Below are 25,605 nucleotides of genomic sequence, written 5' to 3'. Positions count from 1 at the left end.
GGCCGTCAATAGCCCGCCGTCCCGCCCGCGTCAGCCCTTGTTGCGCGCGATTTCGCGCCAGCCGATGTCGCGGCGGCAAAAGCCGGTGGGAAAATCGATTCCGTCCACCGCTTCATAGGCGGCGCGCTGCGCCTCGGCGACCGTCGGCCCCCGCGCTGCGACGCCGAGCACGCGTCCGCCAGCGGCGACCAGCTTGCCCTTGTCGAGCGCCGTTCCGGCATGGAAGATCCTGGCCGCCGGCTGATCGAGCCCGGCGATCCTTCCGCCGGTGCGCGGCGCTTCGGGATAGCCCTTGGCGGCCATCACCACGACCAGCGCGGCGTCATCCGAGAAACGTGGCGGCTCGGCCCCGGCCAGCTCGCCCTTCGCGCAGGCGAGCATCAATTCGAGCAGGTCGTTTTCGAGCCTGAGCATCAGCGCCTGGCATTCCGGATCGCCGAAGCGGACATTGTATTCGACCAGCTTCGGCCCTCCTTCGGTCAGCATCAGCCCGGCGTAAAGGATTCCCGAGAAGGGCGTGCCGGCCTCGGCCAGCGCTCGGATGGTCGGGCGGACGATCTCCTCCATCACTTGCCGCTCGAGCGCCGGCGTGAGGATCGAGGCCGGGCTGTAGGCGCCCATGCCGCCCGTATTGGGGCCGGTGTCGCCGTCGCCGACGCGCTTGTGGTCCTGGGCCGATCCGAACGGAAGCACGGTCTCGCCGTCGACCAGCGCGAAGAAGCTCGCCTCCTCGCCGGTCATGAACTCTTCGACCACCACCGCTTCGCCGGCGCCGCCGAAGCCGCCTTCGAACATCGTCGAGAGCGCGGCAAGCGCCTCGTCAGCGCTTTCGGCGATGATCACGCCCTTGCCCGCGGCGAGGCCGTCGGCCTTGATCACCACCGGCATTCCGAAATCCTCGAGCGCCGCCTCCGCGGCCAGCCGGTCGGACGCGCGGGCATAGCGGGCGGTCGGGATATGGTGCTTCGCGCAAAGATCCTTGGTGAAGCCCTTGGAGCCTTCGAGCTGGGCCGGGATCCTGTTCGGGCCGAAGACCGGGACGCCCATCGCGCGCAGATTGTCGGCGAGCCCGTCGACCAATGGCGCCTCGGGTCCGATCACCGCGAGGCCGATCGCATGGCGGCGGCAGAAATCGACCACCGCCCGGTGATCGGCGGCATCGAGCGCGACGAGCTCGGCGACTTCCGCGATTCCGGGATTGCCGGGGGCCGCGTAGAGCGTTCCCATCAGCGGCGATTGCGCGAGCTTCCACGCCAAGGCATGCTCGCGCCCGCCCGAACCGATGATGAGCACATTCATGAGCGACGATCCCTTCACCGACGCGGCGCTCCTAGCAACCGAGGCGCCCGGCGACAACGCGCCGGCCCAGTCGGTCTCCGAGCTGTCGGCCTCGCTCAAGCGCACCGTCGAAGGGGCGTTCGACCATGTCCGGGTGCGCGGAGAGATTTCGGGGTTCAAGCGGGTCGCTTCGGGCCATTGCTATTTCACCCTGAAGGACGATTCGGCTTGCATGGACGCAGTGATCTGGCGCGGCCAGGCGGGCGCTCTTCGCTTCCAGCCGGAGGACGGGATCGAGGTCGTCGCGACCGGAAAGCTCACCACCTATCCGGCGCGCTCGCGCTACCAGATCGTCGTCGAGCGGCTCGAGCTGGCCGGGCAGGGCGCCCTGATGGCTTTGCTCGACAAGCGCCGCCGAGCGCTCGCCGCCGAGGGGCTGTTCGACGAGGCGCGCAAGAAGAAGCTTCCCTTCGCTCCGCGCCTGATCGGCGTGGTCAGCTCGCCGACCGGGGCGGTGATCCGCGACATTCTCCACCGGCTCGAGGACCGTTTCCCGACCCATGTCGTGCTCTGGCCGGTGCCGGTCCAGGGCGACGGCGCGGCGGAGAAGGTCGCAGCGGCGATCGCCGGGTTCAACGCGCTTCCCGAGCGGCCGGACCTGCTCATCGTCGCCCGCGGCGGCGGCTCGATCGAGGACCTCTGGGCATTCAACGAGGAGGTCGTCGTCCGCGCGGTCGCCGGCTCCGAAATCCCGGTCATCTCGGCCGTGGGGCACGAGACCGACACCACCTTGTGCGACTTCGCCGCCGACCGGCGGGCGCCGACCCCCACCGCCGCGGCGGAGATGGCGGTGCCGGTGCGCGCCGAATTGCTCGCTTCGGTGCGCGAACTCGGCGCCCGCAGCGAGCGCTGCGCGCGGCGGACGGTGGAGCGGGGCGGCGAGCAGCTCCAGGCGCTCCTGCGTCACTGGCCAGAGCGCTCGGGCCTGCTCGCGCCGCAGCAGCAGCGGCTCGACGAGCTGGCCGAGCGGCTTCCGCGCGGCCTTCAGGGACGGATCGACCGCGCGCGCGGCGAGCTCGGCCGCGCCGGCGGGGCGCTTCGGCCAGCCTTGCTCGAGGCCGCCCATCGCCGCGCCCGGGAAAGGCTCGCCTCGCTTTGGCGGGTGGCCCAGCTCGCCCATCCCGAAAAGCCGCTCGAGCGCGGCTACGCGCGGGTCACCGACCGCTCCGGGCACACCCTCGTCAATGCAGCGGCTGCACGCGAGGCGAGGGCGCTGAAGCTTCACTTCAAGGACGGCGCGGTGGAGGTGGAGACCGGGACGGTTGAGCGGCCGAGGCGCGCGCCTTATCTAAAGGGCAAGGCCGACCAGCCCAAGCTGCTGTAACGGAACGCAAGCCATGTTGATGCAAAACGCCCGCCTCGCCCGGCTCCACTATCTTTCCGGCACCTTCCGGGTGCTGAGCCCTGGCGATCACGTGCTCTGCGCGGTCACGCGCCAGCCGATCCCGCTCGCCGACCTCAAATATTGGAGCGTCGAGCGGCAGGAGGCCTATGCCTCGGCCCAGGCCTCGCTCGAGGCGGAAGGCAAGAGGTGAGAGCGGGGCGGCGCTTCGTGCGGCCGCTGATCGCCCTCCTCGCCGCGCTTGCGCTATCCGCTCAGGCCGCCCCCCAACAGCTGCGGATCGACGGGGCGCCCGTCCAGGGCGGCTTGCTTCACGGCGTGGCGCCCCAGGGCGCGGCGTCGCTCACGCTCGACGGACGCGATGTGCCGCTCGCCCCGGATGGCCGCTTCCTGCTCGGCTTCGACCGCGACGCGCCGCCCTCCGCGCTGCTTGAGGCGCGCCTTGCCAATGGCCAGCGGATCGAGCGGCGGCTTGCGGTCGCGCCGCGGGCATGGCCGATCCAGCATGTCGCCATGGCCCGGCCGGCCGGCGGTCCGACTCCGGAATTTCAGCGCATGAGGGAAGGAGAGCTGCGGCGGATCGGCGCGGCGCGCGAGCGCCGCTCGGCGAGCATGGGCTGGTCCCAGGCGTTCGTCTGGCCCGCGCGCGGGCGCCTCAGCGGGCGCTTCGGGTCGCAGCGAATCTATTCGGGCGGGGTTCCGGCGGCCTATCATAGCGGCGCCGACATCGCAGCGGGCGCGGGAGCCGAGGTGGTGGCGCCGGCGGACGGGATCGTCACCCTTGCCCCGCCGCCGGGCTTCAGCCTCGAAGGCAATCTGGTAATCGTCGATCACGGAATGGGGCTGAGCAGCGCCTTTCTCCATCTGTCCAGCGCGAGCGTGCGCGTCGGCCAGGCGGTTCGGCGGGGCGAGCGGATCGGCACGGTCGGGGCGACCGGCCGGGCGACGGGGCCGCACCTCCACTGGAGCCTGGTCTGGAACGGGGCCCGGATCGATCCGGCCGCAGCGGTCGGGGGAGCACCGCGCTAGGGCCGGATCCGCTTAATCGCCCTCAGCGTTCCCCGGCGAAGGCCGGGGCCCAGGCCCGGCGATCGCCGGGTTTCGGACGAAGGCCTTGCGGAAAGCCTCCGGCTCCTGGACCCCGGCCTTCGCCGGGGAACAGGTGCAGGCCCGCTCGAATTCCGCGCTAGAGCTGGCGGCGCACCCTGACGCCCGGCTGGTTGTTGACCCGCATCATGTAGGAGCCGAGCGCGGCGCGGTTGATCACCACGGGCTGGCCGTTTCGCGGGCGAAGCGCAAGCTGGCGGTTGTCGGTCTGCACCCACAGGCTGCCGTCGGCGAGGCGGACCATCCAGTGGCCGAGGCTGTCCTGGCTGGCCGAGGCCACGGTCCCCTCGAGCGAGGTCACCTCGTCCTCCGCCGCCTGGCTGTCGTCGCCGCCGCCGAAGATCGGCAGGCTCGGCAAAGCGAGGCCGAACAGCCGGCGCCGGCTTTCGCGGACCTGGGCGCGATCGACGACGACCAGCTCGCGCCGTTCCGCCGCCTGCTCGAGCGCTGCGGAGGCCGTGTCGAAGCAGCGCAGCCGCTCGGCGTCCCCGGAAATCGCACGGCATCGGACGAGCGCCTCGAACAGCTCGGGCCGCGCCTGATTCTGCTTAGCCTGCGGCGCGGGATCGCCGCCCTGCGCGTAAGCGGCGGATACGAGGCCGAGCATGACGGCGGCGAGCAAGAGCGGCTTGCGTGACATGATGGCGGTCCCATTCCCAGGTCTGTTAGGCTGTCGAAAGCAGGGTATGGCGGACGGCGCCGGGGTTGCGCAAGCCTCGCGGAGCCGCGTTTCGCATTGTGGCAATTTTGCCACGCCGGGCAAAAATGGCGGGACGCCGAGCCCGTCCCGATTGCGTCGGATTCGTTTCATCCCCTAAACGCAGTCTGCACCACCGGATTCTGTCCGGTGCACGAATCACGGCCGCGGCCGATCTAAGGGGACCGACATGAGGTACAAGAATCAGTTTCTGAGCAACCTGCTCGCCACGACGATCATCTGTGGCACGGCGGGCGTTGCAACGCCCGCGTTCGCGCAGAACGATCAGCAGCCCCAGGCCGGCCCCGTCGAAGCCGTGGCTCAGGAAGAGCCGGCGATCACCATCACCGGTTCGCGCATCCGCCAGCCGAACCTCACCTCGGTCAGCCCCGTCACCGCCGTCAACAGCGAAGAGGTCCGCGCGACCGGCACGGTCCGCGCCGAGGATCTCGTCAACTCGCTGCCGCAGGTCTTCGCCGGCCAGAGCAGCACCGTTTCGAACGGCGCTTCGGGCACCGCGACCCTCGATCTTCGCAACCTCGGCCCGGCCCGCACCCTCGTCCTGATCAACGGCCGCCGCCTCGTCCCGGGCGATCCGTCGGTTCCGTTCGCGGACATCAACTTCATCCCCGCGATGATGATCCAGCGCGTCGACGTGCTGACCGGCGGCGCCTCCTCGGTCTACGGCTCGGACGCCGTCTCCGGCGTCGTCAACTTCGTCATGGACACCGATTTCACCGGCGTCCGCGTCGATTCGCAGTACAGCTTCTTCCAGCATGAGAACAGCGCGCGGACTTCGGTCCTCGCCGCTCTCGACGCTCCGAACAGGCGGTTCGGCTATCCGACGGGCAACGTCGCCGACGGCGGCACCTGGGATGCCAATCTCGCGATCGGCGCGGCCTTCGACGACGGCCGCGGCCACGTCCTCGCTTATGCCGGCTACCGTCACACCGACCAGATCACCCAGGGCCGGCGCGACTACAGCTCCTGCGCCCTCACGTCGCGCACGGCCGGCCAGATCGCCGCCGGCGTCGGCACCGGCGGCGCAGCGGGCACCACGGACTTCACCTGCGGCGGCTCCGGCACCTCGGCGAACGGCACGTTCTTCACGAACACCGGAACGTTCCAGGTCGGGCCGAACCGGACCTTCATCCCCGGCTCGACGCCCTACAACTTCGCGCCGACCAACTTTTATCAGCGCCCCGACGAGCGCTACGTGCTCGGCGCCTTCGCCAGCTATGAGATCAGCGAAGCGCTGAAGCCCTACATGGAAGTGATGTTCATGGACGACCGCACGGTCGCCCAGATCGCTCCGTCGGGCAACTTCGGCAACACGCTGAACATCAACTGCGACAACCCGCTGATGTCCGCTCAGGAGCGCGCCATCGTCTGCGCTCCGGGCAACCTGCTCGCCGCCGACGGCCTGTCGGTCAATGCCAACCGCGGCCCGGGCGCGCCCGTGCCGCCTCCGGCCGTGTTCATCGATCCGACCACCGGCACGCCCTATAACCGCGCTGTGCTCCAGCCGCTGCGCCGCAACGTCGAAGGCGGCGGCCGCCGCGACGACCTGCAGCACACCAGCTACCGCATCGTCGCCGGCATGCGCGGCGATCTGGACGATGTCTGGTCGTACGACATGTACTACCAGTTCGGTCAAACGAACTTCGCCGAGACCTACTCGAACGACTTCTCGGTCCGCCGTCTCGGCCTCGCGCTCGACGTCATCGACGATCCGCGCGTGGCCGGCGTCCAGCCGATCTGCCGCGCGGTCCTGGACGGATCGGATCCGAGCTGCGTTCCCTGGGACATTTTCGCTCTCAACGCCGTCAATCCCGCGGCTCTCACCTACCTGCAGACCCCGGGCCTGCAGCGCGGCGTGAACCAGGAGACCGTCGCCAACGCGTCGATCACGGGCAACCTCGGCGGCTGGGGCATCCAGCTTCCCTGGGCGCAGTCCGGCGTCGGCGTCGCCTTCGGCCTCGAGTATCGCAAGGAATCGCTGGAGCTTCTCGTCGACCAGGCCTTCTCGACGCTTCCGTCGAGCGACCTCGCCGGCCAGGGCGCCCCGACGCTTCCGGTCAACGGCAGCTTCGACGTCAAGGAAGCCTTCGCCGAGGTCCGCATCCCGATCGTCGAGGAGGGGTTCCTGTACAACTTCTCGCTCGAGGCCGGCTATCGCTACTCTGATTACGGCCTTGGTGCCCGCAGCGTGAGCACGGATGCCTACAAGATCGGCCTCGACCTGGCGCCGATCCGCGACATCCGTTTCCGCGCCGCCTACAACCGCGCCGTTCGCGCTCCGAACATCCAGGAGCTGTTCGCTCCCCAGCGCGTCGTTCTCGACGGCAGCACCGATCCCTGCGCGGGCATCGGCGTAGTCGGCGGCGTGGTGGCCGGCGGTGCCAACCTGGCCGCCTGCCAGGCGATGGGCGTCACCGCGGCCCAGTTCGGCGCCATCCAGCCGAACCAGGCGTCGCAGTATAACGGCCTGATCGGCGGCAACCCGAACCTCGATCCGGAAGTCGCGGATACCTGGACCGTCGGATTCGTGTTCCAGCCGACCTTCCTGCCGCGCTTCGCTCTGTCGGTCGACTGGTTCGACATTCAGGTCGACTCGTTCATCCAGGGCGTCGGCGCCGACACGATCCTCGCGACCTGCGCCGCCACACTCGATCCGACCTTCTGCGGCCTCGTTCACCGCGACCAGTTCGGCTCGCTGTGGAGGACGTCGAATGGCTATGTCAGCGATCTTTCGATCAACATCGGTGAGAAGAAGACCCGCGGCATCGACATCCAGGCGAGCTACAGCATGGAGATCAGCGAAGGATGGGGCGGTCTCGGCTTCAACTTCGTCGGCACCTGGCTGGATCGCCTGATCACCGACAACGGCGTGTCGACTCCCTACGACTGCACGGGCTATTTCGGCACGCAGTGCGGCACTCCGAGCCCCGAGTGGAGGCACCAGTTCCGCGTGACCTGGAACCTGCCTGACGGCATCGGGCTGAGCGCCCGCTGGCGGTATTTCTCGGGGGTCGATCTGGACCTGCTGAGCCCGAACGACTCGCTGAACTTCGCCGGCGGCGCCACGCCGACCACGGCGCAGCTCAACGGTCTCCGTCCGGCCGATGCCAGGATCCCGTCGCAGTCCTACATCGATCTGACCCTGACGGCCCGGATCGGCGACCACTACAACTTCCGCCTGGGCGTCAATAACCTGTTCGACCGCGATCCGCCGCTCGTCGGCAGCAACGCCTGCCCGGCGGGCATCTGTAACGGCAACGCCTACACCCAGGTGTACGACGCGCTCGGCCGCTACATCTTCGCCGGCGTGTCTCTCGACTTCTAAGGCGAGACACTTCCAAAAACTCGACGGCGGGCTTCGGCCCGCCGTTTTCTTTTGCGGGCCAGCCGCGCTAGAAAGCGCCCCGTGAACCAAGGCCTGAATTCACAAGCATCCGCCGCCGCTCTCGAGGCGCAGGCCGATCGCGCCGCCCAGGGGGGCGATGCGCCCGGCGCCCGGCGCCTGCTCGAGCAAGCGGTCACGGTCGAGGCCGGCCGGATCGACCTTTGGATGAAGCTCGCCGCGATGTGCCGCGCGACACAGGATCTGGGGGGAGCGTTGGACGCGGTGTCGGGCGCCCTACGCGTCGATCCGCTCGGTTTCATGCCGTTGCTGCTCAAGGCGAATCTGCTGGATCGAATGGGCCGGAGCGGCGCGGCCGGAGAGACGTACGGCCATGCGCTGGCCCAGGCCCCCGATCCGGTGCCCGCGCCGCTTGCGGCCCTGACGGCCGAAGCGCGGCGGCGGCACGAGGAATATCTCGCCGAAACCGCCGGGCGCTTTCGCGCCGCGAGCGCGGGTGCCGAGGCGGCGCTGGACGAGGACGAGCGGGCGCGGTTCGAGCGCTTTCAAACCAACGTGCTGCGAAAGACCCGCCCGTTTCACAGCGAGCCCAGCCATTTTCACTATCCGGGCCTTCGGGAGCGCGAATTTCATGAAAGACGGCTCTTCCCGTGGCTCCGCCAGCTCGAGGAGGCGACCCAGTCCATTCGAGGCGATTTCGAACGGGTGATGGCCGCCGAGCTCGCTGAGCTGGTCCCCTATGTTCAATATCCGGACGATGTCCCGCTAAGACAGTGGGCGGAACTCAACCGCAACCGGGCCTGGACCGCGATCCACCTCGTCCAGAACGGCGTGACGATCGAAGCGAACGCGCGCCATTGCCCGGCGACGATGGCGCTGCTCGGCGGTCTCGCCCAGCCGAACGTAGCGCGGCGCGGCCCGAATGCGATGTTCTCCCTGCTGGCGCCAGGGGCGCATATCCCGCCCCACACGGGAGTCGCCAATACCAGGCTCGTCTGCCACCTGCCGCTCATCGTCCCGGCGGGGTGCTGGTTCAGGGTCGGGGCGGAGACGCGCGAGTGGGAAGCCGGAAAGGCATGGGTGTTCGACGACACGATCGAGCATGAAGCGATGAACCCGAGCAATTCCCTTAGAGTGATCCTCATCGTCGACACGTGGCACCCGGATCTTTCGTCGGCCGAGCGCGAGGCGGTTGCAACGATCCTCGCCGAGTCGGATCCCGCCGATGCGCTGGAGGGCCTGTGAAAAGGACCTGCACTCATGCCCGGAGGCGGTCGTGACGGGCGGGCCCGGCCTTCACCGCCCTCCTTGCCAGCCGGCTTCTCCGGCCGATCACGGCCACCTCCGGGCATGAGTGCAGGTCCCGGCCAGGTGGTGGCGATGCTGAGCCGCGTCAGTCCAGAAGATGCCGACGCCGTTTTCGCCGTCGGGGCCAAGGCGGTGAAATCGGGCCTGGAGGCAAAGGCGCTGCCGCTGCTCGAACTGGCGCGGGAGCGTCATCCCGGCGACGCACGAATCTGGCAGGTGCTCGGCCTCGCCCATCGCAAACTCGAGGACATGGGACCGGCCGTCGCGGCGTTCGAAAGGGCAGCGGCGCTCGCGCCTGCGGACGCGCTGATAGCCCACAGCCTGGCGCGCTGCACGCTCGAAGCCGGCCTGCCGTCGCGGATGCTGTTCGATCGCGCTCTCGCGCTCGCCCCCAATGACGGCTCGGTGATGCTCGGCCGCGCCGCGGCCCAGCTCGCCGAAGGGGAAATCGACCCAGCGATAGGCGATCTGGACGCACAGCTAAGGCTTCATCCAGGATGGTTGCCCGGCCATCAGACCCTCTGCCGACTGCGCTGGCTGCGAGGCGAAGCGGAGGCCTTCACGGCGAGCTTCGCGACCGCCGTGGCAAAGGCGCCGCGGGAGGTTGCCATCTGGCGCGAGTGGGTCGAGACGCTCATGCAGCAGGGCGATTACGACGCGGCGCGCGCCCTGGTCGTCCGCGCCCGGACGGCAGCCGGCTCCGATCCGGCGTTCGATGCGCTGGAGACGGTCATCGCGTCCGAAACCGGGGACATCGAGCAGGCCGATGTCCTGTTCGCAGCTCTGGGCCCGATCCAGCACGTGGCCATGGCAACGCGTTACGCGCGGCATCTGCTTCGGGCGGGCCGCCCGGAACAGGTGGCCGATTTCGCCCGGCCCTGGCTCGGGGTTCCCGAGGCGGATTTCCTCTGGCCCTATGTCGCAGCTGCCTGGCGGCTCACCGGCGATCCGCGCTGGCAATGGCTGGAAGGGGACGAGCGCCTGGTCGGCGTCTACGATCTCGCCGATCGGATTCCGTCGCTCGATGCGCTGGCCGAGAGGCTGCGTGGCCTTCACCACAATCTGCACCAGCCGCTCGAGCAATCGGTGCGCGGCGGCACCCAGACCGACGGCCCTCTTTTCGCCCGGATCGAGCCCGAGATACGCGCGCTGCGCGCGGTGATCGTTTCGGCGGTGGAGCGGCACGTCGCCCAGTTGCCCGCCCCGATCGGGGGGCACCCGACCCTGATCGCCAGGCGGGCGCCGGTTCGCTTCTCCGGCTCCTGGTCGGTGCGGCTGCCGGGCGCCGGCTTTCATTCCAACCACATCCACCCGGCCGGTTGGCTTAGCTCGGCCTTCTACGTCGCCCTGCCGCCCACCGGCGACGGCCATGCCGGCTGGCTGAAGCTCGGCGAGCCTCAAGCCGAGCTCGGGCTGGGCCTCGAGCCGTTCCGTTACGTGGAGCCGAAGCCGGGGCGGCTGGTCCTCTTTCCATCGACCATGTGGCACGGGACGGTGCCGTTCGAGGCCGGCGAGCGGATGACGGTGGCGTTCGACGTCGCGAGGCCGGCATGAGCCCGCCACCGCCAAGCCTCGCCCCGGCGCTCGAGCGCTACCGCCGCGGCGACCTCGCAGGGGCGCGCGCGGCGGCAGAGGCCGCGCTCGCCGTCGATCCGGGCAATGTCGAGCTCAGCGCCTTCGCCGGCCTCGCCGCCGCCCAGGCAGGAGATCCGAAAGGCGCAATCCCGCATTTCCGCCGCGCCCTGGACGCTCGGCCCGGGGATTCCGCCGCGCGCTGCAATCTCGCGGCGGCCGTGCTCGATTCGGGCGATGCGCCGGAGGCGGCGCGGATCTGCGAGGCGGGCGGGGCGGACCCGCGCCTTCGCCGGATCGCCGCTTATGCCTGGCAGCAGCAGGGCCGGCACGCCGAAGCCGCCGCCGCCTACGAGGATGTGGTCCGCGCCACGCCCGGCGATTGGGAGAGCTGGAACAACCTCGGCAATGTTCGCTCGGCGCTCGGCGACACGGGGCGCGCGGCCGCGGCGCTGAGGCAAGCGATCCGGCTTCGGCCCGACATGATCGAGATGGTGCTCAATCTTTCGGGCGTGCTCGACCGCGGCGAGCGCGTCGACGAGCGGCGGGCGCTGATGCGCGAAGCGGCGCGCCTTTCCCCCGAAATCCCCCGCGTGCAGAGCGAGCTCGGCCTCGCCGAAGCGGCGGCGGGCGATTTCGCGGCGGCGGAAGCCGCTTTCCGCCAGGCGATCCGCCTCGATCCCAAAGACATCGGCCCCTATCTCGAGCTCGGCATCCTCCTCGAAAGCCTCAACCGCACGGACGATCTGGCCGCGCTCGCCGATCTCGCCGGGAAGCAGGGGCCGGGAGGCGCGGAGGCCGGGTTCCTTCGCGCCTGGGCGCTGCGCCGGCAAGGCCGCTTCGCCGAGGCGCTGCCGCTGGCCGAGGCGACCCCCCTTTCGATCGATCCGATGCGCAAGGCGCAGCTGATTGGCGAGATCGCCGACCGGCTGGGAGACAGCGCGCGCGCCTTCGAGTCCTTCGCGGAGATGAACCGGGCTGCGCTCGCCGCCAAGGCCGGGATGGATTTCGGCCCCGATTATGCCGCCGAAGTGGGCGCCAACGCCGCTCTGCTGACGCCCGAGTGGGTCGCCTCCTGGCCGGCGCTGGCGCTGGACCGCGATCCGCCGCCGCCGATCTTCGTCCTGGGCTTCCCGCGCTCGGGAACGACCCTTCTCGACACGCTGCTGATGAACCTCCCCCAGCTGCACGTGCTGGAAGAGATGCCGCCGCTCGCCGAGGTCGAGGCGGCGCTTGGCGGGCACGCGCGGCTCGCCTCGCTCACCGACGCCGAGGCGAACGGCCTCCGCTCGCTCTACTTCCAGCGCCTGCGCGCCCTTTCCCCTCCGGCCCCGGGCCAGACGATCGTCGACAAATTCCCGCTTCACATGGCGCGCGTGGCGCTGATCCACCGCCTGTTCCCCGAGGCCAGGATCGTCTTCGTCGAGCGCCATCCGTGCGACGCGGTGCTGAGCTGCTTCACGTCCAATTTCACCCTCAACCGGGCGATGCGCTGCTTCACCACGCTGGAAGGGGCGGCCCGGCTCTACGACATCGTCCTCGACTCCTGGACCCGGGCGAGCAGCCTGCTTCCGATCCACGTCCATAGCCTGCGCTACGAAAGGCTGATCGCCGATCCGGAAACGGAGATGCGTGCGCTGCTCGATTTCCTCGGCCTTCCCTGGGACGAACGCGTGCTAGACAACCAGGCCGCCGCCGCCAAGCGGACGCATATCGCCACCGCCAGCTACAAGCAGGTGACCGAGCCGCTCTACGCCCGCTCGGTCGGTCGCTGGGAGCGCTACCGCGCGCAGATGGCCCCGGTGCTGCCGATCCTCGCCCCCTGGGCCGAGCGGCTCGGCTATAGGCTGTGACGGACATCGGTCGGTTGCGCGCCGAGGGCTATCGGCTGCAGGCGCTCGGCCGCCATGCCGAGGCGGCGGAGCGCTACGAGGCGGTGGTCGCGGCGGCGCCGGACGACTGGGAAATCTGGAACAATCTCGGCAATGCGCGCCGTTCCGCCGGGGATGTCGAAGGAGCGCTGGCGGCGCTGTCCAGGGCGGCGGCTCTGAGGCCCGGCGAGATCGGCGTTCGATTCAACTTCGCCGGGGCGCTGGCCCAGGTTGGACGCGCCGACGAAGCGGCGGCCGCCTTGCTGTCCGCGGCCGGCCATCTTCCGGGCGATTCGCCGGTCCTGCTCGATCTCGCACGGGCCCTTTCCGCTCTGGTGCGCTACGACGAGGCGGAAAGCCTCTATCGCCGGGCGCCCTCGCACGAAGCCTCCTGGCTGGAGCGCGGGCAGATGCTCGAGCGCGGCAACCGGCTCGATCGCCTGCCCGCATTGATCGCCGAGGCGACGGAGAGGGGGCTGGACCTGCCCTATCTCAACGCCCTTGCGCTCGACCGCGAGGGCCGCGCGGGCGAAGCGCTGGCGGCGGCGCTGGCGATTCCGACGGACGAGGTTCCGGCGCGGCGCTTGGCGTTGATCGGGCGGCTGGCCGACAAGGCGGGCGATCCAGCACGCGCCTTCGCGGCCTATGCCGAGATGAACGCGCTTGCGGGCGCGGCCGATCCGGCGGTGCGGAGCCAGGCGGCCGCCTATCGCGCCCATGTCGCGGCGCTGGCCGAGATGATGACGCCGGATTACGCCGCGCGCTGGACTCCCGTCGCGCCGGGGGAGCGGCCGGCGCCGGTCTTTCTCGTCGGCTTTCCGCGCTCCGGAACGACCTTGCTCGACACGCTGCTGATGGGCCATCCGGCGCTGAACGTGCTCGAGGAGGTGCCGCTTCTGGAGCGTTCGGCAGCGGCGCTCGGCGACTTCGCCCGCTTGCCCGGGCTGGACGAGGCCGAGACTCGGCGGCTGCGCGACCTTTATTTCGAGGCGCTGGGCCCCGCGGACGGGCGGACGGTGGTCGACAAGCTGCCGCTCAACCTGCTCGGCGCGCCGCTCATCCACCGCCTCTTTCCCGACGCGAAGTTCATCTTCGCCGCGCGACACCCCTGCGACGTCGTTCTTTCGTGCTTCATGCAGCCCTTCGACCTCAATCCGGCGATGGCCAACTTCCTCGACCTCGCCGATTCGGCGCGGCTCTACGCGCTCGCCCTCGCCTTCTGGGAACGCGCCTGCGAAATCCTGCCGCTCGACGTTCACACGCTCCGCTACGAGAATCTGGTCGAGGACAAGGGGGCGGAAATGCGCTCGCTCCTCGGGTTCCTCGGCCTGCCCTGGAACGACCGGGTGCTTGACAACGAAGCGACCGCGGCCGAGCGCGGGCCGATCGTCACGCCGAGCTACGCGCAGGTCGCGCAGCCGATCTACAAACGGGCGCGCGGGCGCTGGGAACGGTATCGGGCGCAGATGGCGCCGGTGCTTCCGATCCTGGCGTTCTGGGCCGAGAAAATGGGTTATTCCACATGATCGTCGATCCGGCCGATGCCGATGCCGCCTACCAGGCCGGGATGGCCGCGCTCGGCACCGGGCGGGAGGGCTCGGCGCTCGAAGCGCTCGACGCGGCGCGCGCCCTCAACCCGGGCGACCCGCGCCTCTGGCACGTCAGCGGGCTGCTCCAGCGCGCCGAGGGCGATCTGGCGAGCGCCGTCGCGTCGTGCCGCCAGGCCGCTTCGCTCTGGCCCGACGATTTCGGAGTCGCCCATCTTTACGCCCGGGTGGCGCTGGAGGCCGGGCTTCCCGCGCTCGCGCTTTACGAGGGGGCTGTCGCTATCGAGCCGCGCGATACGGCGCGGCTGGGGATGATCGAGGCGCTCCAGCAGGAGCAGGGGCCGGCGGCGGCGGCGGTCCGGCTCGATTCCATGCTGGCGGCCGATCCGGGCTGGCTCGAGGGTCATGCCTATCGCGTGCAACTGGTCTGCACCGCCGGCGAGACCAAGCGGATCACCGAATCGTTCGATCGCGCCCTTCGGCTTCGTCCGCGCGACGTCTTCCTTTGGCGCGAGCTGATCATCAGCCTGATCCGGGCTCTGCGCTTCGGCGATGCGCTCGAAGCGATCGCCCGCGCCCGCGCGGCGGCCGGCGCCCATCCGACCTTCGACGCCAACGAGGCGATCTGCATCGACGAGCTCGGCGATCACGCGCGGGCCGAGCTATTGTTCGCGCCGCTCGCCCATTTCGACGAGGTCGACCTGATCGTCCGCCGCGCCCGCAACGCGCTTCGGCGAGGGCGGCCGGAGCAGGCCGCGGCCTTGCTCGAGCCGAAGCTGGCGACCGACGCGCCCGAGGTGACGCCCTATCTGTCCGCGGCCTGGCGCCTCAGCGATCCCGCGCGCGCCGCCTGGCTCGAAGGCGACGACCGGCTCGTCTCGGTCCTCGATCTGGAGCTTCCGGACGGTCTCGCGCAACGCGCCCGAGCGCTCCACACGGCGGTCGCCGAGCCCCTTCACCAGTCGGTCCGCGGCGGCACCCAGACCGAGGGTCACTTGCTGAACCGCATCGAGCCGGAGCTGGAGGCGGCCCGGCGCCTGCTCAAAGGCGCCGTCGAGCGCCATATCGCGCAGCTCCCGCCGGTCGATCCCGATCATCCGACGCTCAAGGCGCGCCGCGACCGGCCGGTGCGCTTCTCCGGCTCGTGGTCGGTGCGGCTGACGGACGCCGGCCACCACGATCCGCATTTCCACCCGGAAGGCTGGCTGAGCTCGGCCTTCTACCTCGCGGTGCCGGAAAAGGCGCAGGGGCAGGAGGGCTGGCTGACGCTCGGCCAGCCGCACCACGATCTCGGCCTCGATCTGCCGCCGCTTCGGTCGGTCGAGCCGAAGCCCGGACGGCTGGTGCTGTTCCCCTCGACCATGTGGCACGCGACCTTGCCGTTCCCGGCGGGCGAGCGGCTGAGCATCGCCTTCGACGTGGCGCAGCCGCGCTAGCTATGTTCCCCGGCGAAGGCCGGGGCCCAGGAGCCGAAGGCTTTTCTGAAGGTGGGCTGACCGGCTTGCCGGCCTGGGCCCCGGCCTTCGCCGGGGAACGCAGGCGGCCTATGTCAGCTTCAGAGCCCCGTCGCCCTCGTCAACGCGTACGATCTGTCCGTCCTTGACCTCGCCGCGCAGGATCGCGTCGGCGAGTGGGTCCTGCAGGTATTTCTGGACCGCGCGCTTCAGCGGGCGGGCGCCGTAGACCGGATCGTAGCCGACCCGGCCGAGCCAGGCGCGGGCGCCGTCGGTGAGGTCGAGGACGATCTTGCGGTCCTTCAGCAATTGCTGGACCCGGGCCACCTGGATGTCGACGATCGGCCCCATATGGTCCGCCGCGAGCCGGTGGAAGAGGATGATCTCGTCGAGCCGGTTGAGGAATTCCGGGCGGAAATGGGCGCGGACCACCTCCATCACCTGCGGCTCGACCTCCTCGACACCTTGCCCGTCGGCGAGACTGGTGAGGAACTGGCTGCCGAGGTTCGACGTCAGGATGATGATCGTGTTGGTGAAATCGACCGTTCGGCCCTGGCCGTCGGTCAGCCGCCCGTCGTCGAGCACTTGGAGCAGGATGTTGAAAACGTCGCCATGCGCTTTTTCGACCTCGTCGAACAGAACGACCTGATAGGGCCGCCGCCGAACCGCCTCGGTCAGGACGCCGCCTTCCTCATAGCCGACATAGCCCGGAGGGGCCCCGATCAGCCGGGCGACGCTGTGCTTCTCCATGAACTCTGACATATCGATCCGGACCATCGCGTGGGCGTCGTCGAACAGGAATTCGGCGAGCGCTCGGGTGAGCTCGGTCTTGCCGACGCCGGTGGGGCCGAGGAACAGGAATGAGCCGAGCGGCCGGTTGGGATCCTGGAGCCCCGCGCGGGCGCGGCGGACGGCGCGGCTGACCGCGGCGACCGCCTCGGCCTGGCCGATCACCCGCTTGCCGATCTGCTCTTCCATCGCCAGCAATTTCGAGCGCTCGCCCTCGAGCATCCGCTCCATCGGGATTCCGGTCCAGCGGGCGACGACCGCGGCGATGTCCTCGCTCGTCACCTCCTCGCGAAGCATGGCGCTGCCCGAGGCGACGGCGGCTTCGGAAAGCTGCTTCTCGAGCGCCGGGATTCGGCCGTATTGGAGCTCGCCGGCCTTGGCGAGGTCGCCGGATCGCTGCGCCTGCTCGAGCTCGAGCCGGGCCGCGTCGAGCTGCTCCTTGATCTTGGCCTCGCCGGCGATCTTGTCCTTCTCGGCCTGCCAGCGCTGGGTCAGCTCGGACGACTGCTGCTCGAGATTTGCGAGCTCCTCCTCGAGCGCCTTGAGCCGCTCCTTGGACGCCGAGTCCTTCTCCTTCTTCAGCGCCTCGCGCTCGATCTTGAGCTGGATGATGCGCCGGTCGAGAGTCTCGATCTCCTCCGGCTTGGATTCGACCTCCATCCGGATACGCGACGCCGCCTCGTCCATCAGGTCGATCGCCTTGTCGGGCAGGAAGCGGTCGGTGATGTAGCGGTTGGAGAGCGTGGCCGCGGAAACGAGGGCCGCGTCGGTGATCCGGACGCCGTGGTGAAGCTCGTACTTCTCCTTGAGGCCCCTCAGGATCGAGATCGTGTCCTCGACCGTCGGCTCGCCGATGAACACCGGCTGGAAGCGCCGCTGAAGCGCGGGGTCCTTCTCGACATGCTTGCGATATTCGTCGAGCGTCGTCGCCCCGATGCAGTGAAGCTCGCCGCGGGCCAAAGCGGGCTTGAGCAGGTTCGAGGCGTCCATCGAGCCTTCGCTGGCGCCGGCGCCGATCAATGTGTGCATCTCGTCGATGAACAGGATGACGTCGCCCTCGGCGCCCTTCACCTCGTCGAGCACCCCCTTCAGCCGCTCCTCGAACTCGCCGCGATATTTGGCGCCGGCGATGAGTGAGCCCATGTCGAGCGCCATCAGGCGCCGGTCCTTCAAGGAGTCGGGCACGTCGCCATTGGCGATTCGAAGCGCCAGCCCCTCGGCGATCGCCGTCTTGCCGACCCCCGGATCGCCGATCAGCACCGGATTGTTCTTGGTCCGGCGGGCGAGGATCTGGACGGTTCGGCGGATCTCCTCGTCGCGGCCGATCACCGGATCGAGCTTGCCGTCGCGCGCGGCCTGGGTGAGGTCGCGGGCGAACTTCTTCAGCGCGTCGTAGCGGTCCTCGGCGCCGGCCGTGTCGGCGGCCCGCCCGCCGCGAAGCTCGTTGATCGCGGCGTTCAGAGCTTCGGGCTTTAATCCCGCGTCGCGCAGCGCCTTGCCGGCGTCGGTCTGTGATAAAGCGAGCGCGGTCAGCAGCCGCTCGACCGCGACGTAGGAATCGCCGGCCTTCTGCGCGATTTCCTGCGCCTGGTCGAGCAGCCGCATCGTATCCCCGTCGAGCGCCGGGGCCGCGCTCGCGCCGCTGCCGGAGACGACCGGTACCTTCGCCAGCGCCTCGTCGGTCTCGCGCCGCGCCGCCTCGGCGCTTCCGCCGGCCTTGGCGATCAGCCCCGCGGCCATGCCCTGCTCGTCCTCCAGCAGCGCCTTAAGCACGTGGATCGGGCTGATCCGCTGATGGTTCATCCGCGTCGCCACGGTCTGCGCCGATTGCAGGAAGCCGCGCGCGCGGTCGGTGAATTTCTCGAGGTTCATGGCAGCTGCCCCGTTTCGGTTTCGCAGAAGATGTAGTGCGGGCCTCCTCTCGCACAATGAGGCAGCGAATTCTTGGCCTTGCTCTTCGAAGCGTATTGCCTAAACGGCACACCGCGCTAGTGTCCGCCCCCTGCACATCACGGGGATTCTCATGCGCAAGATTCTTACCGCGTTCGCTATTGCGGCCACCCTCACCGTCGCCGGCTCGGCCGCCACCGCCCAGCGCCGCTCGCCCGCCGCGAGCGCCGGGGCCAGCCCGGCCGCCCTCCTTGCCCGGGTCAACATCCCCTACCAGACCTTCACGCTCGCCAACGGGCTTCGAGTCATCGTCCACGAGGACCACAAGGCCCCGGTGGTCGCGGTCAGCGTCTGGTACAATGTCGGATCGAAGGACGAGCCCGCCGGCCGCACCGGCTTCGCCCACCTGTTCGAGCACATCATGTTCAACGGCTCCGAGAACGCTCCGGGCGATTACTTCACCTACACCCGCGCGATGGGCGCGACCGATCTCAACGGCACGACCTGGTTCGACCGCACCAATTATTTCGAGACCGTGCCGAAGGCGGCGCTCGAGCAGACGCTCTATCTTGAGAGCGACCGGATGGGCCACCTGCTCGGCGCACTGACGATGGAAACGCTGAACAACCAGCGCGGAGTCGTCCAGAACGAGAAGCGCCAGGGCGACAACGAGCCCTACGGAATGGTCGAATATGCCCAGCTCGAGGGCCTTTTCCCCGAAGGCCATCCCTACCGGCACTCGACGATCGGCTCGATGCGCGATCTTGACGCCGCCTCGCTGGAGACGGTGCAGGGCTGGTTCCGCGAGCGCTACGGCCCCAACAACGCGATCCTGGTCCTCGCCGGCGACATCAACGTCGCCGAGGCCCGTCCGCTGGTCGAGCGCTATTTCGGCGATATCCCGCGCGGACCGGTCAACACCCCGGCCTCGGCCCCGGTGCCCACGCTTCCCGCCCGGGTCGACCGGGTCATGCACGACCGCGTCGCCAACACGCGCCTCTATCGCGACTGGGCGGTGCCGGGGCTGACCGAGGCGGACATCGTTCCCCTCTCCGTCGGAGCGACCATCCTCGGCGGCCTGTCGAGCTCGCGGCTCGACAACGCGCTGGTGCGCGGCGAGCAGAGCGCGGTGCGGGTCACCGGCGGAGTCCAGCCGTTCCACCGGATCAGCATGTTCGAGCTGACCGTCGACGTTAAGCCGGGCCAGGACGCCGACGCCGTTTCGCGCCGGCTCGACGCTCTCGTCGCCGACTTCATCCGCACCGGGCCGACCGCCGACGAAGTCCGCCGAGCGGTCATGACCGCCATGTCGTCGCGCGTTCAGGGCCTGGAGCAGGTCGGCGGCTTCGGCGGCAAGGCCGTCGCTCTGGCCGAGGGCATGCTCTACGCCAACGATCCCAATTTCTACCGCACCCGGCTCGAGCGGCTCGCCCGAGTCACTCCGGAGCAGGTCCGCGCGGCGATGCAGCGCTGGCTAACCCGTCCGGTGCTCGCCATCCGGGTCGATCCGGGCGCGCGCGAGGCCTATGAGGAGTCCACGGGCGTCTCCGGCCAGCGCAACGCCGCGGGCGGCACCGGCGCCAACACGCCGAACCAGCGTCCGCGCTACTACACGCCGCCGCAGCCGGGCGACCGGCCGCTCGCGCCGTCGCGCTTCGACGGGTCCGAGCAGGCCGCCGGCGCGGCCTCGGCTCCGGCCCCGGCCCGCACCCGCGCTCCGATGCCGCCGGTCGGCGCCGACGTCCGGCTCGATTTCCCGGCGACCGAGCGGGCCCGCCTCTCGAACGGCATCCAGGTGGTCTATGTCCGCCGCAACGTCGTTCCGGTGACCCGAATCGCGGTCGAGTTCAACGCCGGCATCGCCGCCGATCCGGCCAGCCGGCTCGGCACTCAGGCGATGATGCTGAACCTGCTCGAGGAAGGCACCACCCATCTCAATTCGATCCAGCTCGCCGAGGCGCAGGAGCGGCTCGGAGCGACCATCACGACCGGCGCCAGCCTGGACCGGACGACGGTCTCGCTGACCGCCCTCACGCCCAATCTCGGGCCGTCGCTGGACCTGTTCGCGGACATCATCCGCAACCCGGCCTTCGCTCCGGCCGAGGTCGAGCGGATCCGCGCGCAGCAACTCGCCGGAATCGCCGCCGAGATGACCCAGCCGCAGGGCCTCGCGGGCCGGGCGCTTCCCGGGCTGCTCTACGGGGCCGGCCATCCTTACGCGAAGCCCTCGTCGGGCAGCGGGGATCCCGCCGCGGTGAGGACTCTGACTCGCGATGAGCTGATCGCCTTCCACCAGAGCTGGATCCGTCCGGACAATGCGACGATCTTCGCGGTCGGCGATCTTCCGCTGAACCAGTTCGTCGGCCAGCTCGAGCGGCGCTTCGGAAACTGGGCTCCGCCGGCCGCGCCGCGCGGGACCAAGGCCTTCCCGGCCCACCTGCCCGCTTCGGGGCCGCGGATCGTCCTCATCGACCGTCCGCAATCGCCGCAGAGCTTCATCCTCGCCGGCCAGCTGCTGGGCGCCAACGGCACCGAGGATCTGCTCCACCTGCAGGCCGCGAACGAGGTGCTCGGCGGAAACTTCCTCTCGCGCCTAAACATGGACCTTCGCGAGCGCCGCGGCTGGTCCTACGGCGTCGGCGGCGGCCCGAGCCTTCGCGAGCATCAGGTGCCCTACGTCATCCAGATGCCGGTCCAGGCGGACCGGACCGGGGACTCGATCGCCGCGGCGATGGAGGACGTCCAGGGCTTCCTGACCCGCAACGGCGTAACGGCTGAGGAGATGCAGCGGGTGATCAACGGCAACACCCGCCAGCTTCCGGGGCAGTACGAGACGTCGCCGGCGGTGCTCGGCGCGCTGCGCAGCAACGCGCTCTACCACCGGCCCGACGATTACCAGGTCAAGCTGGCGGACCGCTATCGCGGGATGACCTCGCAGGTGCTCGACACGACGGCGCGGCGCTATATCGATCCGCGCAACTTCGTCTGGGTCGTGGTCGGCGACGCGAGCCGGGTGCGCCCGCAGCTCGAGCAGCTCCACCTGCCGGTCGAGGTGATTCCCGCACCGGCCCCGGCGGCGCCCGCCGCGCACTAACGCTGCAATTGGGGACAGTTACTAGTAACTGTCCCCGGCATCCGAATTGGGCCCTCCGCCGCGCCAGCGGCGGGGGGCTCAGTCGTTCAGGAGCCGGGTGACGTGACCCATCTTGCGGCCGGGGCGCGCCTCGCCCTTGCCGTAGAGGTGTAGGTGCGCGGCGGGATCGGCGAGAATCTCGCTCCACTCGTCCGCCTGTTCCCCGACGAGATTGGCCATCTCCACCCGCGGCGCGGCAAGGTCGGTCGCGCCCAGCGGAAGACCGCAGATCGCCCGGATGTGGTTTTCGAACTGGGAGGTGCGCGCGCCCTCGATCGTCCAGTGGCCGCTATTGTGGACCCGCGGCGCCATCTCGTTGAAGATCGCCTCGCCTCGACAAGCGAAAAACTCGACCGCCATCACCCCGGCATAATCCAGCCCCTCGGCGATCCTTGCGGCCAGCGAGCGCCCCGCGGCGATCGCGCCGGCCAGCTCCGCCCCGGCGGGCACGCTCGAGGACACCAGGATGCCGCCCTCGTGGCGATTGCGCGGGCAGTCCCAAAGCATGGTTTCGCCGCCGGTCCCGCGGCAGAGCAGGACCGAGAATTCGGCATCGAAGGCGACGAAACCTTCGAGGATCGAGGGCGCGCCGCCCAGGGCCTCCCAGGCGCGCGCGGCGTCGGCCCGGCCGTCGATCCGCGCCTGGCCCTTGCCGTCATAGCCGAAGCGCCGAGTCTTGAGGATCGCCGGCGCGCCGATCTCGGCCAGCGCGCGCTCCAGTCCCGGCAGGTCGTCCACCGCGGCGAACGGCGCCGGCCGGCCGCCCAGCGAGACGACGAAATTCTTCTCGGCCAGCCGGTCCTGCGACGTCTCCAGCGCGCGGATCGGCGGGCGGACGCAGGGCAGCGCGGCGAGCGGCCGGGTCGGGATGTTCTCGAACTCGTACGTCACCACGTCGACGTCGGCGGCGAAGCGGGCGAGCGCTGCCTCGTCGTCGAAGGCGGCCCGCGTGAAGCGGCCCGAAACTTCGGCCGCGACGCTGTCCGCGTCGGGCGCGTAGACATGGCATTTGTAGCCGAGCTGCGCGGCCGCCATCGCCAGCATCCGCCCGAGCTGTCCGCCGCCGACGATTCCGATGGTCGAGCCGGGCGCCAATATCATTCGGCCGCCGTCATTCGGGCCGTTCGGCGACGCCGTCGGTCTGCGCCTTGCGCCAGGCGTCGATTCGGGCCGCCAAAGCCTCGTCCGAGGTGGCGAGGATCGCGGCTGCGAGGAGGCCCGCATTGGTCGCGCCCGGCCGGCCGATCGCCAGCGTTCCGACGGGGATCCCGGCCGGCATCTGGACGATCGACAGCAGGCTGTCCATGCCCTTCAGCGCTTTGGATTCGACCGGCACGCCGAGCACCGGAAGGCGGGTCATCGAGGCGGCCATGCCGGGCAGATGCGCCGCCCCGCCGGCGCCGGCGACGATCACCTTGAGCCCGCGCTCCGCAGCGCTCCGCGCATAGTCGTAGAGCCGTTCCGGCGTCCGGTGCGCGGAAACCACGCGTGTCTCGTAGGCGATGCCGAGCGAGTCCAAAGTCTCGGCCGCGTGGCGCATCGTCTCCCAATCGGAGCGGCTGCCCATGATGATCCCGACGAGAGGCGCGTCTGCCATGAGCCCCTCTAGATTGCACGCGGCGGCACCGCAATCGGCGCGCGCTAAGCGATGCGTTAACCTTCACGGCCTAATTTGCGACTCATGGCACGGCGAAAGGCCAATGTCGCAACCGTGAACGCGCCCGATCCCGAAGCGCGCGCGGAACTGGCGCGTCTCAACGACGAGAATGCGTTGCTTCGCGCCGCGCTCGCCGAGGCGCGCGCCCGGCTGGGCGAGGCGGAAGAGGCCTCGGGCCGCGATCCGCTGACGGCCCTGCTCGATCCCCGCCAGTTCCGCATCGAGCTCGAGCGCGTGCTCAGCCAGTCCTCGCGCCACGGCACGCCGGCCGCGCTGATCTCGGTCGACGTCAGCGATCTCAAGGCGATCAACGACGGCCACGGCCGGGTCGCCGGAGACGCCGCGCTTCGCCAGATCGCCCGCCAGCTCAAGAGCCTCATTCGCGCGAGCGACGTTGCCGCCAGGGGCGGCGGCGGCGCCTTCTCGCTGCTGCTCGATCATCTCGACGCCGATTCCGCGCTCGACACGGCGGAGCGTATCGCCCGCTGCGTGGCCGCCCACCCGCTCGACATCGGCCACGCCGTCGTTCCGCTCGACGTTACCGTCAGCGTGGCGACGATCATGCCCGGCGACACGGTCGAGGAGGTTCTCCGCCGCTCGGCGCGTAACCGCGAGCGCGTCAAGGAGTTCTGACGAAAGCCCCTCTCCCTGGGGGGAGGGTTTCAGGCTCGCGCGACGAAAGAGGGCTCAGCGGTCCTTCAAATAGTAGCGGTCGGTCGGGGCCAATGCGTCGTCGAGCGCATAGACGATCGGCTGGCCGGTCGGGATTTCGAGCGCGGTGATCTCGTCGTCGGGGATTTGCGAGAGGTGCTTCACCAGCGCCCTCAGCGAATTGCCGTGGGCGGAGATCAGCACCCGCTGCCCGTCGCGCAGCGCCGGCGCGATCCGCTCCTCCCAATAAGGCAGGACCCGCGCGATCGTGTCCTTGAGGCTCTCCGTCGCCGGCACCTCGACGCCGGCGTAGCGCCGGTCGCCGCTGAGGTCGTAGGGACTCCCCGCCTCCAGCGGCGGCGGCGGAACGTCGAACGAGCGCCGCCAGACGTGCACCTGCTCCGCGCCGTGCTTGGCCGCCGTCTCCGCCTTGTCCAGGCCGGTGAGGCCGCCATAATGCCGCTCGTTCAGCCGCCAGTTCTTCTCCACCGGCAGCCACAGCCGCCCCATCGCCTCCAACGCGATGTTCAGAGTCTTGATCGCCCGCGTCTGAAGGCTGGTGAAGCACAGGTCGAAATCGAGCGCCCGCGCGGCCATCAACTCGCCCGCCGCCTTGGCCTCGGCCTCGCCTTGGGGCGTCAGGCCGACGTCCCACCAGCCGGTGAAGCGGTTTTCGAGGTTCCAGGCCGACTGGCCGTGCCGAATCAGAACGAGCTTGGGCATCAGCCCTTCCGGTAGTCCCCGATCCGGTCGATCACCGCGTGCAGCGAATCGAGGCAGGCGCGGGCGAGCAGCCGGCAGCGGTCGGGGGACCAGCCGTAGACCGGATCGGGAAGGTCGGCATTGTCCTTGAACGGCATCTCCAGCGTCATCGACACCGCGCCGAAGCGCTCGGCGAGCTGGGCGGTGGACATCGAAAGGTTCGCCTGGCCCGGGGCGGGGATCTCATAGCCCCGGTCGGTCTGGAAATCGGGCGTCGTCGCGACCAGCGCCTGGCTGAAGGCGTCGAACAGATCCTGCTGCGCCTGCTTCCACGAAGGGATGCCTTCGAATCCCGCGAGGAAATTGGCGGCGATCGCCTCGTCGCCGTGAACGTCCATGGCGAAGTCGACTCCGGTCCTGTCCATCTCCTCGCGGACGTAGAGCACTTCCGGGCTCTTCTCGGCGCTCGGCGCGTGCCATTCGCGGTTGAGGTTCACCCCGGCCGCGTTGGTGCGCAGATGGCCGCGGAAGGAGCCGTCCGGATTCATGTTCGGAACGACGTGGAAGGTGGCCTTGTCGCGCAGCCGGCGGATCACCGGGTCGGAATCGTCGAGCAGCCGCTCGAGCGCGCCCTCCATCCACCATTCGGCCATCGTCTCGCCCGGATGCTGGCGGGCGTAGAGCCAAACCTGCAACGAGCCGCCGTCTAACCTGAAATAATCGAGCTCGCGCCCGTCGAGGGTCTGGCCGAGCGAGCGATAATGCACGCCCGGAACCGCCGCGACGGACGCGACGAGATCGTGGTGCCGCTCCATCGTATAAGGCGCGAAATAGGCGACCCACAGGCTGTCGGTGGACGGTGTCAAGGCGATCGTCAGAACGCCGTCGCGATAGGTCGACGGCGTGCGGCGCCAATCCTCGCGGTCCTCGGAAATGCAGGCATTGTAGCCGTCCCAGCCCATTGGGTAGGCGGCGCCGGCGCAATTGGTGATTCGCAGCGTCAGCGAGCGCCCGGCGCCGCCGGTCAGCCGGAAGTAGAACCACTGGTAGAAATCGGACTGGTGGTCCTTGACGATTTCGAGGTCGATGCGGTCGCCCTCGATGGCGACCAGGCGAATGTTGCCGCCGTCGAAGGCGCTGGAAACTGAGAGAGTCATCTTATCCTTGGGAAAAGCTACGGGGC

General features: G+C 69.6%; 18 protein-coding genes. 11 read left to right on the top strand and 7 right to left on the bottom strand.

Going from position 1 to position 25,605, the window contains the following annotated elements; translation table 11 throughout:
• Window positions 1-30: 30 nt before the first annotated feature.
• The gene (gene purD / locus E6G92_14220; protein ID TMJ17466.1) at window positions 31-1,299 is read right to left on the bottom strand and encodes a phosphoribosylamine--glycine ligase; all 1,269 of its coding nucleotides are present in this window, start codon (window positions 1,297-1,299) and stop codon (window positions 31-33) included.
• Between purD and E6G92_14215 the strand changes: the two genes are divergently transcribed.
• From E6G92_14215 to E6G92_14205, 3 genes are read left to right on the top strand one after another with little or no spacing between them, the layout of a single operon-like run.
• Complete coding sequence (locus E6G92_14215) at window positions 1,298-2,662, top strand: exodeoxyribonuclease VII large subunit (protein TMJ17465.1); 1,365 nt, start codon at window positions 1,298-1,300, stop codon at window positions 2,660-2,662. The two genes, purD and E6G92_14215, sit on opposite strands and share 2 nt — an antisense overlap.
• A 13-nt stretch (window positions 2,663-2,675) precedes the next feature.
• Window positions 2,676-2,873, top strand: coding sequence for a DUF2093 domain-containing protein (locus E6G92_14210; GenBank protein TMJ17464.1), 198 nt, complete (start codon window positions 2,676-2,678; stop codon window positions 2,871-2,873).
• Window positions 2,874-2,890: 17 nt separating this feature from the next.
• A complete protein-coding gene (locus E6G92_14205; protein TMJ17463.1) occupies window positions 2,891-3,709 on the top strand; it encodes a M23 family metallopeptidase in 819 nt (272 codons plus the stop codon).
• Window positions 3,710-3,866: 157 nt separating this feature from the next.
• Here the strand turns inward: E6G92_14205 and E6G92_14200 are convergent, their stop codons facing one another.
• Window positions 3,867-4,427, bottom strand: coding sequence for a hypothetical protein (locus E6G92_14200; GenBank protein TMJ17462.1), 561 nt, complete (start codon window positions 4,425-4,427; stop codon window positions 3,867-3,869).
• A gap of 247 nt (window positions 4,428-4,674) precedes the next feature.
• Here E6G92_14200 and E6G92_14195 point away from each other — a divergent pair, with 247 nt between their 5' ends.
• The 6 genes from E6G92_14195 (at window position 4,675) to E6G92_14170 (ending at window position 15,582) form a co-directional block, all read left to right on the top strand.
• Window positions 4,675-7,830 (top strand): TonB-dependent receptor, encoded by a 3,156-nt coding sequence (locus E6G92_14195; GenBank protein ID TMJ17461.1) that lies wholly within the window; start codon window positions 4,675-4,677, stop codon window positions 7,828-7,830.
• Window positions 7,831-7,923: 93 nt separating this feature from the next.
• Complete coding sequence (locus E6G92_14190; GenBank protein ID TMJ17625.1) at window positions 7,924-9,093, top strand: aspartyl/asparaginyl beta-hydroxylase domain-containing protein; 1,170 nt, start codon at window positions 7,924-7,926, stop codon at window positions 9,091-9,093.
• Between the two features lie 135 nt (window positions 9,094-9,228).
• Window positions 9,229-10,710, top strand: a complete 1,482-nt coding sequence (locus tag E6G92_14185; protein ID TMJ17624.1) for a tetratricopeptide repeat protein — start codon at window positions 9,229-9,231, stop codon at window positions 10,708-10,710.
• Complete coding sequence (locus tag E6G92_14180; GenBank protein TMJ17460.1) at window positions 10,707-12,581, top strand: tetratricopeptide repeat protein; 1,875 nt, start codon at window positions 10,707-10,709, stop codon at window positions 12,579-12,581. Before E6G92_14185 ends, E6G92_14180 begins: the two co-directional genes overlap by 4 nt.
• Complete coding sequence (locus tag E6G92_14175) at window positions 12,578-14,125, top strand: tetratricopeptide repeat protein (GenBank protein ID TMJ17459.1); 1,548 nt, start codon at window positions 12,578-12,580, stop codon at window positions 14,123-14,125. Before E6G92_14180 ends, E6G92_14175 begins: the two co-directional genes overlap by 4 nt.
• Window positions 14,122-15,582, top strand: coding sequence for a hypothetical protein (locus tag E6G92_14170; protein ID TMJ17458.1), 1,461 nt, complete (start codon window positions 14,122-14,124; stop codon window positions 15,580-15,582). The genes E6G92_14175 and E6G92_14170 overlap by 4 nt, the downstream gene beginning before the upstream one ends.
• 108 nt (window positions 15,583-15,690) lie before the next feature.
• Here the strand turns inward: E6G92_14170 and clpB are convergent, their stop codons facing one another.
• Complete coding sequence (clpB, locus tag E6G92_14165; protein ID TMJ17457.1) at window positions 15,691-18,261, bottom strand: ATP-dependent chaperone ClpB; 2,571 nt, start codon at window positions 18,259-18,261, stop codon at window positions 15,691-15,693.
• Between the two features lie 151 nt (window positions 18,262-18,412).
• Between clpB and E6G92_14160 the strand changes: the two genes are divergently transcribed.
• The gene (locus tag E6G92_14160) at window positions 18,413-21,373 is read left to right on the top strand and encodes an insulinase family protein (GenBank protein ID TMJ17456.1); all 2,961 of its coding nucleotides are present in this window, start codon (window positions 18,413-18,415) and stop codon (window positions 21,371-21,373) included.
• A gap of 78 nt (window positions 21,374-21,451) precedes the next feature.
• On the opposite strand, the gene E6G92_14155 is transcribed toward E6G92_14160, so the two are convergent.
• Window positions 21,452-22,513, bottom strand: coding sequence for a 5-(carboxyamino)imidazole ribonucleotide synthase (locus tag E6G92_14155; GenBank protein ID TMJ17455.1), 1,062 nt, complete (start codon window positions 22,511-22,513; stop codon window positions 21,452-21,454).
• Window positions 22,514-22,523: 10 nt separating this feature from the next.
• Window positions 22,524-23,009 carry a 5-(carboxyamino)imidazole ribonucleotide mutase gene (purE, locus tag E6G92_14150; protein ID TMJ17454.1) on the bottom strand — a complete coding sequence of 162 codons (486 nt, stop codon included), beginning with the start codon at window positions 23,007-23,009 and terminating at the stop codon, window positions 22,524-22,526.
• Window positions 23,010-23,093: 84 nt separating this feature from the next.
• Here purE and E6G92_14145 point away from each other — a divergent pair, with 84 nt between their 5' ends.
• A complete protein-coding gene (locus tag E6G92_14145; protein ID TMJ17453.1) occupies window positions 23,094-23,702 on the top strand; it encodes a GGDEF domain-containing protein in 609 nt (202 codons plus the stop codon).
• A gap of 54 nt (window positions 23,703-23,756) precedes the next feature.
• Here E6G92_14145 and gpmA read toward each other — a convergent pair whose 3' ends face one another.
• Window positions 23,757-24,443, bottom strand: coding sequence for a 2,3-diphosphoglycerate-dependent phosphoglycerate mutase (gene gpmA / locus E6G92_14140; protein TMJ17452.1), 687 nt, complete (start codon window positions 24,441-24,443; stop codon window positions 23,757-23,759).
• Window positions 24,443-25,579 carry a carboxypeptidase family protein gene (locus E6G92_14135; GenBank protein ID TMJ17451.1) on the bottom strand — a complete coding sequence of 379 codons (1,137 nt, stop codon included), beginning with the start codon at window positions 25,577-25,579 and terminating at the stop codon, window positions 24,443-24,445. The genes gpmA and E6G92_14135 overlap by 1 nt, the downstream gene beginning before the upstream one ends.
• Between the last annotated feature and the right edge of the window lie 26 nt (window positions 25,580-25,605).

It is taken from the genome of Alphaproteobacteria bacterium (genome assembly GCA_005883305.1).
In the GTDB taxonomy this organism is placed as follows: Bacteria; Pseudomonadota; Alphaproteobacteria; order Sphingomonadales; family Sphingomonadaceae; genus Allosphingosinicella.
Note: the sequence above shows the minus strand (reverse complement) of the source record. Positions and strands in the feature narration are given on the sequence as shown.

Coding starts and splice junctions, on each gene's coding strand:
- E6G92_14215 (TMJ17465.1), top strand. CDS start 1,298: ATGAGCGACGATCCCTTCACCGACGCGGCGCTCCTAGCAACCGAGGCG.
- purD (TMJ17466.1), bottom strand. CDS start 1,299: ATGAATGTGCTCATCATCGGTTCGGGCGGGCGCGAGCATGCCTTGGCG.
- E6G92_14210 (TMJ17464.1), top strand. CDS start 2,676: ATGTTGATGCAAAACGCCCGCCTCGCCCGGCTCCACTATCTTTCCGGC.
- E6G92_14200 (TMJ17462.1), bottom strand. CDS start 4,427: ATGTCACGCAAGCCGCTCTTGCTCGCCGCCGTCATGCTCGGCCTCGTA.
- E6G92_14195 (TMJ17461.1), top strand. CDS start 4,675: ATGAGGTACAAGAATCAGTTTCTGAGCAACCTGCTCGCCACGACGATC.
- E6G92_14185 (TMJ17624.1), top strand. CDS start 9,229: ATGCTGAGCCGCGTCAGTCCAGAAGATGCCGACGCCGTTTTCGCCGTC.
- E6G92_14180 (TMJ17460.1), top strand. CDS start 10,707: ATGAGCCCGCCACCGCCAAGCCTCGCCCCGGCGCTCGAGCGCTACCGC.
- E6G92_14170 (TMJ17458.1), top strand. CDS start 14,122: ATGATCGTCGATCCGGCCGATGCCGATGCCGCCTACCAGGCCGGGATG.
- clpB (TMJ17457.1), bottom strand. CDS start 18,261: ATGAACCTCGAGAAATTCACCGACCGCGCGCGCGGCTTCCTGCAATCG.
- E6G92_14160 (TMJ17456.1), top strand. CDS start 18,413: ATGCGCAAGATTCTTACCGCGTTCGCTATTGCGGCCACCCTCACCGTC.
- E6G92_14155 (TMJ17455.1), bottom strand. CDS start 22,513: ATGATATTGGCGCCCGGCTCGACCATCGGAATCGTCGGCGGCGGACAG.
- purE (TMJ17454.1), bottom strand. CDS start 23,009: ATGGCAGACGCGCCTCTCGTCGGGATCATCATGGGCAGCCGCTCCGAT.
- E6G92_14145 (TMJ17453.1), top strand. CDS start 23,094: ATGGCACGGCGAAAGGCCAATGTCGCAACCGTGAACGCGCCCGATCCC.
- gpmA (TMJ17452.1), bottom strand. CDS start 24,443: ATGCCCAAGCTCGTTCTGATTCGGCACGGCCAGTCGGCCTGGAACCTC.
- E6G92_14135 (TMJ17451.1), bottom strand. CDS start 25,579: ATGACTCTCTCAGTTTCCAGCGCCTTCGACGGCGGCAACATTCGCCTG.